The sequence below is a fragment of the Roseateles sp. P5_E4 genome, assembly GCF_054049255.1.
On sequence record NZ_JBFUMS010000001.1, the window covers coordinates 193,908 to 205,349 of the forward strand.

2 protein-coding genes are annotated in these 11,442 nt (G+C 66.6%); both read right to left on the bottom strand.

The window, feature by feature from the left end; all coding sequences use genetic code 11:
• Positions 1 to 123 precede the first annotated feature (123 nt).
• On the bottom strand, positions 124 to 10,464 hold the full coding sequence (locus ACXJLH_RS00810; protein WP_457442171.1) for a hypothetical protein: 10,341 nt from the start codon (positions 10,462 to 10,464) through the stop codon (positions 124 to 126).
• A gap of 318 nt (positions 10,465 to 10,782) precedes the next feature.
• Positions 10,783 to 11,439, bottom strand: a complete 657-nt coding sequence (locus tag ACXJLH_RS00815; RefSeq protein ID WP_457325842.1) for a GntR family transcriptional regulator — start codon at positions 11,437 to 11,439, stop codon at positions 10,783 to 10,785.
• Positions 11,440 to 11,442 lie beyond the last annotated feature (3 nt).

Genomic DNA, 11,442 nt, shown 5'->3' on the forward strand with positions numbered 1-11,442 from the left:
TGGGCTCGTGTTGTCATGCTAGGGACGAGTCCTCGGAACCAATCGGCAAAAAGACCGGGTTTCTCGACCCAAGGTCGACCGTTCGGCAGCTGCGCCGAATGGGCTTGAACGAATTCACGGACTTCACACCCAGTTGCCGCCGTTGTTGCGCCGGTGCTCGTCGTCCTCGGCCAGCTTGCGGTCGATGGCCGCAAGGTGGGCGTCGGCCGACGGGTGCGGCACGGCCGCCTTGGCCAGGTCGACGTGCTCGGCACCGAGCAGCGGGGCGGTCGGCGGTGCCAGCACGTCGTGCAGGCTGACCGTCGCGTCCTTGCCGTCATCGGCCTTCTGCGGCTGCACGTCCTTGGCGAACCAGACGTCGGCCACGTCGTGCTTGCTGCCGTCGGTCGTCGTGTAGCTGGACACCAGGCCGATGAGGTTGCCGCTGTCTGACCCGGAGCCCTTGGTGGCGTTCAGGTCGAGCGAGGTGATGCCCAGCTGGTCCAGCGTCTTCAGCTCGCCGGCGTCGGTCTTGCCGTCGTGGTTGGCGTCGACCCAGACCTGCAGCTGCTTCCAGTTGGCGTCGTGGCTGTCGAGCTTGCCGTCATGGTTGCTGTCCTGTTCGGCCATGGCGGCGTAGCCATCCTTGGCATGCTTGCCGTTGGCCAGCACGGTGCCCATGCCGAAGAGTTCACCGCCGCTGTTGATGAGGCCGTCATGGTTGCGGTCCATCACCAGCAGGCCATCGCCGCCAGCCACCCAGCCCACCTTGTTGGCCTGGCCGGTGCCCAGCAGGTCGAAGTTCACGCCCTGGGCGGCGGCCAGCGTGTTGACGCCGTGGCCATCCAGGTCGAGCACGATGGGCGTGACGTTGAAGTAGGCGTTCATCTGCGCCGCGCTCATTTCGCCGAAGGTCGTGCCTTGCAGCGCGTCGAGCTGAGCCATGCTCATGGCGGTGATGTCGCGGGTTTCCAGGCCGCTGATCTGATCGGTCGTGAGGCTGTGGATCTGATCCGTGGTCAAGGCCGCCGCCTGCGCCGTGGTCAGCGCCGTGATCTGCGTCGCCTTCAGCGTGCTGAACTGGTCGCTGGTGATGGCCTGGATCTGCGCATTGCTCATCGCGGCGACGTGGGCCGTGGTCAGTGCGCGCAGGTCGTCGGTTTCCAGCGCCGCGATCTGCGAGTTCGTGAAGGCCTTGACCTGGGTGGAGGTCAGGGACGCGAACTGCGCCGTCGTGAAGGTGTTCAGGTCGTCGGTGGCCAGGTTGTTGATCTGGCTGGTCGTCAGCACCGACACGCGGGTGCCCAGGCCGGTCAGCTGATCGGTGGTCAGCGCACCCAGCTGGGTGTTGGTGATGGCCTGCAGCGATGCCGAAGTCAGCTTGGCCAGGTCGTCGGAGTCGATGGCCACGATCTGGTCGGTGGACAGCGAATTCACCTGGGCCGTGGTCAGCACCGAGATCTGCGCCGAGCCCATGGCCGTCAGGTCGGCTGCGGCCAGGCCCTGGATCTGTGCGGTGGACAGCGACAACACCTGGGCCGTGCTGAGCGCGGCGATGTGCTCGGTCTGCAGCGAGGCGATCTGATCCGAGTTCAGGCTCGACAGCGCCGCCGTCGTCACCGCGCGCAGGTCGGCCGTCTGCAGATTCGGCAGCTGGTCGGTTGTCAGCGAACCGAACTGGGTCGCGTTCATCACCGCGTAGTGCTGTGTTCCCAGGGCCGTCAGATCGTCCGTCGTCAGGTGCGACAGCTGGCCGGCCGTCAACGCCTGGACCTGGCCCGTGCTCATGCGAGCGAACTGGTCGGTCGTGAACGCGTTCAGGTCGTCGCTATTCATCGTCGACAGCTGGGCCGTCGTCAGCGAGTTCACCTGCGCCGAGGTCAGCGATTGCAGCTGGTCGCTGGTCAGCCCATCCAGCTGGGTGCTGGTCAGGGCGCGCAGCGCGGTCGTGGTCAGGAAGCGGATGTCGCCGGTCTCGATGGCGGACAGCTGATCGGTGCTCAGCGCAAACGCCTGGGCGGAGTTCAGCACGGCCACCTGGGCGGTGCCCAGGGCCGTCATGTCGGCGGCCGTCAGGCCCTGGACCTGGGACGTCGTGAGCGAGCCGATCTGGGCGGTGCTGAGGCTGGAGACCTCGTCGGAGCTCAGTGTCAGGATCTGATCCGAAGACAGGCCACGCAGCGCTGCCGTGGTGACGGCGCGCAGGTCGGCCGTCTCCATCTTGGGCAGTTGGTCAGTGGTCAGCGAACCGAACTGACTGGAGTTCAGCGTCGCGAACTGGGCCGTCCCCATGGCGTTGAGGTTGTCGCTGGCCAAGCTGCTCAGCTGGGCCGTCGTCAGTACGGCGACCTGGGCGGTGGAGAGCTTGTTGAACTGGTCGGACGTGAGGCTGTTGAGGTCGTCCGTGTTCAACGTGCGGACCTGGTCGGTCGTCAGCGAGTTGATCTGAGCACTTGTCAGGGCGCGCAGTTGGTCGCTGGTCAGGCCGTCCAGCTGTGTGCTGCCGAGGGCCCGAAGAGCCGCCGTCGTCAGCGACTTCATGTCAGCCGCATCGATGGCCGAGAGTTGGTCGGTCGACAGGTTCTGGGCCTGCGCCGAGCTCAGCGCCGCGACCTGAGCGGTGGACAGGGCGGTCATATCGGCCGCGGTGAGGCCCTTGACCTGGGCGGTCGTGAAGGCCGCCACCTGGCCCGTGGACAGGCCGGACACCTCGTCGGAGGTCAGCGACTGCACCTGGTCGGAACTCAAGCCGCGCAGCGCGTTGGTCGTGACGGCGCGCAGATCGGCGGTCTCCAGCTTGGACAACTGGTCGGTGCTCAGGGCGCCAAACTGGCCGGAGGACAGCGTCGCGAACTGGGCCGAGCCCATCGCGTTGAGACTGTCGGTGGCCAGATTGACCAACTGAGTCGTCGTCAGCGCCTGGACCTGCGAGGTCGACAGGCGGGCGATCTGGTCCGTCGTCAAGACGTTCAGGTCATCGGTGTTGAGGCCGATGATCTGCGGATTGGTGGTCAGCGCGTTGAGCTGGGTGCTGGTGAGGCCGCGCAGCTGATCGCTGGTCAAGCCATCGATCTGGGTGCTGGACAGGGCTCGCAACGCGGCCGTCGTCAACGACTTCATGTCGGCGGCGTCAATGGCCGACAGCTGGTCGGTGGACAGCGACTGGGCCTGCGCCGAGCTCAGCACGGCCACCTGGGCGGTGCCCAGGGCCGTCATGTCGGCGGCCGTCAGACCTTGAATCTGGCCGGTGGTCAGTGAACCGATCTGGGCGGTGCTCAGGCTGGAGACCTCATCGGAGCTCAGCGTCAGGATCTGATCCGAACTCAGGCCACGCAGTGCGGCGGTCGTGACGGCACGCAGGTCAGCCGTCTCCAGCTTGGGCAGCTGGTCAGATGTCAGTGAACCGAACTGGGTGGACGACAGCGTGGCGAACTGGGCCGAGCCCAGCGCGTTGAGGTTGTCCGTCGTCAGGTTGCTCAGCTGCGCGGTCGTCAGGACCTGGATCTGGGCGGTGGAGAGCTTGTTGAACTGGTCGGACGTGAGGCTGTTGAGGTCGTCCGTGTTCAGCGTGCGGACCTGGTCGGTGGTAAGGGCATTGATCTGGCTGGAAGACAGGGCCCGCAACTGATCCGAGGTCAGGCCGTCGAGCTGGGTGCTGCTGAGGGCGCGCAGGGCGGCCGTTGTCAGCGACTTCATGTCAGCCGCATCGATGGCGGACAGTTGATCCGTGTTCAGTGCGGCCGCCTGGGCCGAGCTCAGCACGGCCACCTGGGCGGTGCCCAGGGCCGTCATGTCAGCGGCCGTCAGGCCCTGGACCTGGGACGTCGTGAGCGAACCGATCTGGGCGGTGCTCAGGCTGGAGACCTCATCGGAGCTCAGCGTCAGGATCTGGTCCGAGCTCAGGCCGCGCAGTGCGGCGGTCGTGACGGCGCGCAGGTCGGCCGTCTCCAGCTTGGGCAGCTGGTCGGACGTCAGCGAACCGAACTGGGTGGACGACAGCGTGGCGAACTGGGCCGAGCCCATCGCATTGAGGTTGTCCGTCGTCAGGTGGCTCAGCTGAGCGGTGGTCAGCACCTGAACCTGGGCGGTGGAGAGCTTGTTGAACTGGTCGGACGTGAGGCTGTTGAGGTCGTCCGTGTTCAGCGTGCGGACCTGGTCGGTGGTCAGCGAGTTGATCTGGCTGGAGCTCAGCGCGCGCAGCTGGTCCGAGGTCAGGCCGTCGAGCTGAGTGCTGGACAGCGAGCGCAGAGCCGCCGTCGTCAGCGACTTCATGTCGGCGGCTTCGATGGCGGACAGCTGGTCGGTCGACAGGTTCTGGGCCTGGGCCGAGCTCAACGCGGCCACCTGGGCCGTTCCCAGGGCCGTCATGTCGCCAGCCGTCAGGCCCTTGACCTGGGCCGTCGTCAACGTGGCGATCTGGGCCGTCGTCATCGAACCGACTTCGTCGGACGTCAGCGACTGGACCTGATCGGAGCTCAGGCCGCGCAGCGCATTGGTCGTGACCGCGCGCAGATCGGCCGTCTCCATCTTGGAGAGCTGATCGGTGCCCAGGGCGCCGAACTGGTTGGAAGACAGCGTGGCGAACTGGGCCGAGCCCATCGCGTTGAGGCTGTCGGTGACCAGGTTGCTCAGCTGGGTCGTCGTCAGCGCCTGGATCTGCGAGGTCGACAGGCGGGCGATCTGATCCGTCGTCAGCACGTTCAGGTCATCCGTGCTGAGGCTGATGATCTGCGGGCTGGTGGTCAGCGCGTTGAGCTGGGCGCTGGTGAGGGCGCGCAGCTGATCGCTGGTCAGGCCATCGATCTGGGCGCTGGACAGCGCACGCAGGGAGGCCGTCGTCAGCGACTTCATGTCGGCCGCATCGATGGCCGAGAGCTGGTCCGTGTTCAGCGCCGCGGCCTGGGCCGAGTTCAGCGCCGCGACCTGGGCGGTGCCGAGCGCCGTCATGTCGGCGGCGGTGAGACCCTTGACCTGGGCGGTCGTGAAGGCCGCCACCTGGCCCGTGGACAGGCTGGACACCTCGTCGGAGGTCAGCGACTGCACCTGGTCGGAACTCAGGCCGCGCAGCGCATTGGTCGTGACGGCACGCAGGTCGGCCGTTTCCAGCTTGGACAGCTGGTCGGTCGTCAGCGAGCCGAACTGGCTGGAGGACAGTGTCGCGAACTGGGCCGAGCCCATCGCGTTGAGGCTGTCCGTGGCCAGGTTGGACAGCTGCGTCGTCGTCAGCGCCTGGATCTGCGAGGTCGACAGGCGGGAGATCTGATCCGTCGTCAGAACGTTGAGGTCGTCCGTGTTGAGGCTGACGATCTGCGGGCTGGTCGTCAGCGCGTTGAGCTGGGTGCTGGTCAGGCCGCGCAGCTGGTCGCTGGTCAGGCCGTCGAGCTGGGTGCTGCTCAGGGCGCGCAGGGCGGCCGTCGTCAACGACTTCATGTCGGCCGCGTCGATGGCCGACAGCTGGTCGGTGGACAGCGACTGTGCCTGAGCCGAACTCAGCACGGCCACCTGGGCGGTGCCCAAGGCCGTCATGTCAGCAGCCGTCAGGCCTTGGATCTGGCTGGTGGTCAGCGAGCCGATCTGGGCGGTCGTGAGGCTGGACACCTCATCGGAGCTCAGCGTCAGCACCTGATCCGAGGAGAGGCCGCGCAGCGCGGCCGTCGTGACGGCGCGCAGGTCGGCGGTTTCCAGCTTGGGCAACTGGTCAGAAGTCAGTGAACCGAATTGCGTGGAATTCAGCGATGCGAACTGGGCCGTGCCCAGGGCGTTGAGGTTGTCCGTCGTCAGGTTGCTGAGCTGAGTGGTCGTCAGCACCTGGATCTGGGCAGTGGAAAGCTTGTTGAACTGGTCGGACGACAGGCTGTTGAGATCGTCCGTGTTCAGCGTGCGGACCTGGTCGGTGGTCAGCGAGTTGATCTGGCTGGAGCTCAGCGCGCGCAACTGGTCCGAGGTCAGGCCGTCCAACTGGGTGCTGGACAGGGCGCGCAGGGCGGCCGTCGTCAGCGACTTCATGTCGGCCGCCTCGATGGCTGACAGCTGATCCGTGCTCAATGCGGCCGCTTGGCTAGAGCTCAGCACGCCAACTTGGGCCGTGGACAGGGCCGTCATGTCACCGGCCGTCAGGCCCTTGACTTGCGTGGCGGACAGCGAAGCAATCTGTCCCGTGGACAGGCCCGCCACCTCGTCGGAGGTCAGCGTCAGGATCTGGTCGGAGCTCAGGCCCGCCAGTGCCGCAGTCGTGACGGCGCGCAGATCGGCCGTCTCCATCTTGGGCAACTGGTCCGACGTCAGCGAACCCAGTTGCGACGAATTCAGCGTGGCGAACTGGGCCGAGCCCATCGCGTTGAGGTTGTCCGTCGTCAGGTTGCTCAGCTGAGCAGTCGTCAGCACCTGCACCTGGGCGGTGGAGAGCTTGTTGAACTGGTCGGACGTGAGGCTGTTGAGGTCGTCCGTGTTCAGCGTGCGGACCTGATCGGTGGTCAGCGAGTTGATCTGGCTGGAGCTCAGCGCGCGCAGCTGGTCCGAGGTCAGGCCGTCGAGCTGGGTGCTGGACAGGGCACGCAGGGCGGCCGTCGTCAGCGACTTCATGTCGGCGGCTTCGATGGCGGAGAGCTGGTCGGTCGACAGGTTCTGGGCCTGGGCCGAGCTCAGCGCGGCCACCTGGGCGGTACCGAGCGCCGTCATGTCGCCGGCCGTCAGGCCCTTGACCTGGGCCGTCGTCAGTGCGGCCACCTGGGCAGTGGTCAACGAACTCACTTCGTCCGAGCTCAGCGACTGGACCTGATCGGAACTCAGGCCGCGCAGTGCAGCGGTCGTGACCGCGCGCAGGTCGGCCGTCTCCATCTTGGAGAGCTGGTCGGTTGTCAGTGAGCCGAACTGGCTGGAAGACAGCGTGGCGAACTGGGCCGAGCCCATCGCATTGAGGCTGTCGGTGACCAGGTTGCTCAGCTGCGTGGTCGTCAGCGCCTGGATCTGCGCGGTCGACAGGCGGGCAATTTGGTCCGTCGTCAGGACATTGAGGTCATCGGTATTGAGGCCGACGATCTGCGGGCTGGTGGTCAGCGCGTTGAGCTGGGCGCTGGTGAGGGCGCGCAACTGGTCGCTGGTCAGGCCATCGATCTGGGTGCTCGACAGGGCGCGCAGGGCGGCCGTCGTCATCGACTTCATGTCGGCCGCATCGATGGCGGACAGTTGGTCGGTATTCAGCGCGGCGGCTTGAACCGAACTCAGGGCGGCCACCTGGGCGCTGCTCAGCGCCGTCATGTCGCCGGCCGTCAGGCCCTTGACCTGGCTGGCCGACAGCGAGGCGATCTGGCCGGTCGACAGGCCGGCCACCTCGTCGGAGGTCAGCGTCAGGATCTGGTCGGAGGTCAGGCCGGCCAGGGCCGCGGTCGTGACGGCGCGCAGGTCGGCCGTCTCCAGCTTGGGCAACTGGTCGCTGGTCAGCGAACCGAACTGGGCCGAGCTCAGCGTCGCGAACTGCGATGAGCCCATCGCATTGAGGCTGTCGGTGGCCAGATGGCTGAGCTGGGTGGTCGTCAGCGACTGGACCTGGGCGGTGGACAGCTTGTTGAACTGGTCGGACGTGAAGCTGTTCAGGTCGTCGGTGTTCAACGTGCTGACCTGGGCAGTGGTCAGCGAGTTGATCTGGCTGGAGGAGAGGGCGCGCAGTTGGTCGGAGGTGAGGCCATCCAGCTGTGTGCTGGTCAGGGCGCGCAGGGCGGCCGTGGACAGGAAGCGGACGTCGCCGGTCTCGATGGCGGCCAACTGGTCGGTGTTCAGCGCCTGGGCCTGGGTCGAGCTCAGCACGCCGATCTGGGCGGTGCCCAGGGCGGTCATGTCGCCGGCCGTCAGGCCCTGCACTTGAGATGTGCTGAGTGAGCCGATCTGGGCGGTCGTGAGGCTGGACACCTCGTCGGAGCTCAGCGTCAGGATCTGGTCGGAAGAGAGGCCGCGCAACGCGGCGGTCGTGACCGAGCGCAGGTCGGCCGTCTCCATCTTGGGCAACTGGTCCGACGTCAGCGAACCGAACTGGCTGGAGTTCAGCGTCGCGAACTGGGCCGAACCCATCGCGTTGAGGTTGTCGGTGGCCAGGCTGCTCAACTGGGCCGTCGTCAGCACGGCGACCTGGGCGGTGGACAGCTTGTTGAACTGGTCGGACGTGAGGCTGTTGAGGTCGTCCGTGTTCAGCGTGCGGACCTGGTCGGTCGTCAGCGCGTTGATCTGGTTGGAGGTCAGGGCGCGCAGCTGGTCGCTGGTGAGGCCGTCGAGCTGGGTGCTGGTCAGGCCACGCAGGGCGGCCGTGCTCAGCGATTTCATGTCAGCCGCCTCGATGGCGGACAACTGGTCGGTGTTCAGGGCCGACACCTGGGCCGAGCCCAGGGCGGCGATCTGGGCGGTGCCCAGGGCCGTCATGTCGCCGGCCGTCAGGCCTTGCACTTGGGCCGTGGTCAGCGCAGCGATCTGGCCCGTGGTCAGGACGCCCACCTCGTCGGAGGTCAGCGTCTGGATCTGGTCGGAGGAGAGGCCGCGCAGTGCCGCGGTCGTGACGGCGCGCAGGTCGGCCGTCTCCATCGTCGGCAGCTGGTCAGAGGTCAGCGAGCCGAACTGCGTGGAGTTCAGCGTCGCGAATTGGGCCGAGCCCATGGCGTTGAGGCTGTCCGTCGTCAGGTGGCTCAGCTGCGCCGTCGTCAGCGCGGCGACCTGGGCGGTGGAGAGCTTGTTGAACTGGTCGGACGCCAGGCTGTTGAGGTCGTCCGTGTTCAGCGTGCGGATCTGGTCGGTCGTCAGCGCGTTGATCTGGCCAGAGGTCAGGGCACGCAGTTGATCGCTGGTCAGGCCATCCAGCTGGGTGCTGGTCAGGCCACGCAAGGCGGCCGTGCTCAGCGACTTCATGTCGGCGGCCTCGATGGCCGACAGCTGGTCGGTGTTCAGGGCCGACACCTGGGCCGAGCCCAGGGCGGCGATCTGGGCGGTGCCCAGGGCCGTCATGTCGCCGGCCGTCAGGCCCTTGACCTGGGCCGTCGTCAAGGCGGCGATCTGGCCCGTCGTCAGGGCGCCCACCTCGTCCGAGGTCAGGGTCTGGATCTGGTCGGAGGAGAGGCCGCGCAGTGCCGCGGTCGTGACGGCGCGCAGGTCGGCCGTCTCCATCGTCGGCAGCTGGTCGGACGTCAGCGCGCTGAACTGGGCCGAGTTCAGCGCGGCGAACTGGGTCGAGCCCATCGCGTTGAGGCTGTCCGTCGTCAGGTGGCTCAACTGGGCCGTCGTCAGCACGGCGACCTGGGCGGTGGAGAGCTTGTTGAACTGGTCGGACGACAAGCTGTTCAGGTCGTCCGTGTTCAGCGTACGGACCTGGTCGGTGGTCAGGGCATTGATCTGGCCCGAGCTCAGGGCACGCAACTGGTCGCTGGTCAGGCCGTCCAGCTGGGTGCTGGTGAGCGCCCGCAGCGCGACCGTCGTCAGTGACTTCATGTCGGCCGCATCGATGGCGGACAACTGATCAGTGTTCAGCTGGGCGACCTGGGCCGAGCTCAGCACGGCCACCTGGGCAGTGTCCAGGGCCGTCATGTCACCAGCCGTCAGGCCTCGCACCTGGGCCGTGGTCAGCGCGGCGATCTGGCCGGTCGTCAAAGCGCCCACCTCGTCGGAGGTGAGGGTCTGGATCTGATCGGAACTCAGGCCGCGCAGCGCCACCGTCGTGATGGCGCGCAGATCGGCGCTCTCCATCTTGGGCAGTTGGTCGGAGGTCAGCGAACCGACCTGCAGGGAGGACAGAGCGGCGAACTGGGCCGAGCCCATCGCGTTCAGGCCATCCGTCGTCAGGTGGCTGAGCTGGCTGGTCGTCAGCGACTGCACCTGGGCCGTGCTGAACTTGTTGAACTGGTCCGACGTCAGGGTGTTGAGGTCGTCGGTGTTCAAGGTGCTGACCTGGGCGGTGGTCAGCGCGAGGATCTGGCTGGAAGACAGGGCGCGCAGCTGGTCGCTGGTGAGACCGTCCAGCTGGGTGCTGGTCAGGGCGCGCAGCGCGGCCGTGGACAGGAACTTGATGTCCGTCGCTTCCAGGGCCGACAGCTGGTCCGTGGAGAAACCCTTGGCCTGCGTCGAAGTCAGGGCGCCGACCTGGGCGGTGGTCAGCGCCACCATGTCGGCGGCATTGAAGCCCTGCAACTGCGCGGTGCTCAGCTGCAGGATCTGGCCGGTGCTCAGGGCCTGCAGCTGGTCGGTCGTCAGGACGCCGATCTGGTCGGAATTGAAGCCGCCGATGGAGGCGGTCGAAATGGCGCGCAGGTCCTCGGTCTGGAAAGCGCGCAGTTGGTCGCTGCTCAAGACAGAAAGGCCGCTGGAGGTGATCACAGCGGCCTGTACGGTGGTCAGCGCAATCAGCTGGTCGGTGCTGAAGGCGGCCCAGTCTTCGGTCGTGAAATCCCGGATCGACGTGGTCGTGAGGCCAGGGATCTTGGAGACCGGAATGAAGGGGACGATGCTTGCCATGGTTGTACCTGCTGTGCTGACGGCCACGCCCTCATGGAGGTGGCGGCTTGCAACCCGGGGCAGCCGGCCAATGCCGTGGCACGGCCGTATCCCTAGATTTCAAGTGCTTCGATCGGTTATCGGGCCGGCCCCGCTTGACTTGAGGAACAAAGTCTCAAATCGGCCGGAATCAACCCGAACCGAGGCCGCCGCCCACGGCCCGAACACCCGGACCGGGGGTGGTTTTCCCAGTAATTGCCATGCTAGTAAGGACTTAGCGAAGCCACACGCCGATAAGCGCGGGCTTTCGGTGGCAGTTCACGCACCGCCCGTCTGCCTTCACAAAGCTGTCTGCGTGGCGCTCAGTCCGTTACAAAAATGGGCCGTGACAAGCTGCCTGCAGGCTTGCGCATCGCGCGCAAGCAGCGCTTGGACGATGGCGCGGTGTTCCTCCAGCGACTCCGCCAGCCGTCCCTCCCGGAACAGCGAATGGTGGCGATTGAGCTTCATCAGCCGCCGCAAGTCACCGACGATCTGCAGCCGCCAGCGGTTGCCGTCGATCTCCAGCACACGCAGGTGGAAGCGTTCGTTGGCGGCGAAGAAGGCGTCCCGGTCGGGCAACGCCTCCTCCAGCGCGCGATGCAGTTCGCCGAGTTCGTTCAACTCGGCATCCGTCGCCCGGACACAGATTTCGGCGGCGGCGTCACTTTCTAGAAGGGAGAGCAGTTGGTAGGCTTCCCTGACGTCCCGCTCGCTCATCTCCGTCACATAGGCGCCGCGCCGAAGCTTCATCGTTACCAGGCCCTCGGAGGCCAGCACCTTCAGCGCCTCGCGCATGGGCGTGCGGCTGATACCCAGCTCGGCGCAGAGCTTGAGCTCGTCGATCCACGACCCCGGCTCCAGCTCCCGCGCCAGGATCTGCTGGCGAAGACGGTCGGCCACCTGCTCATACAGAGCCGAGGCGGCGAGGGGGGCGTGGTCGAGGGAACCGGGCATGGC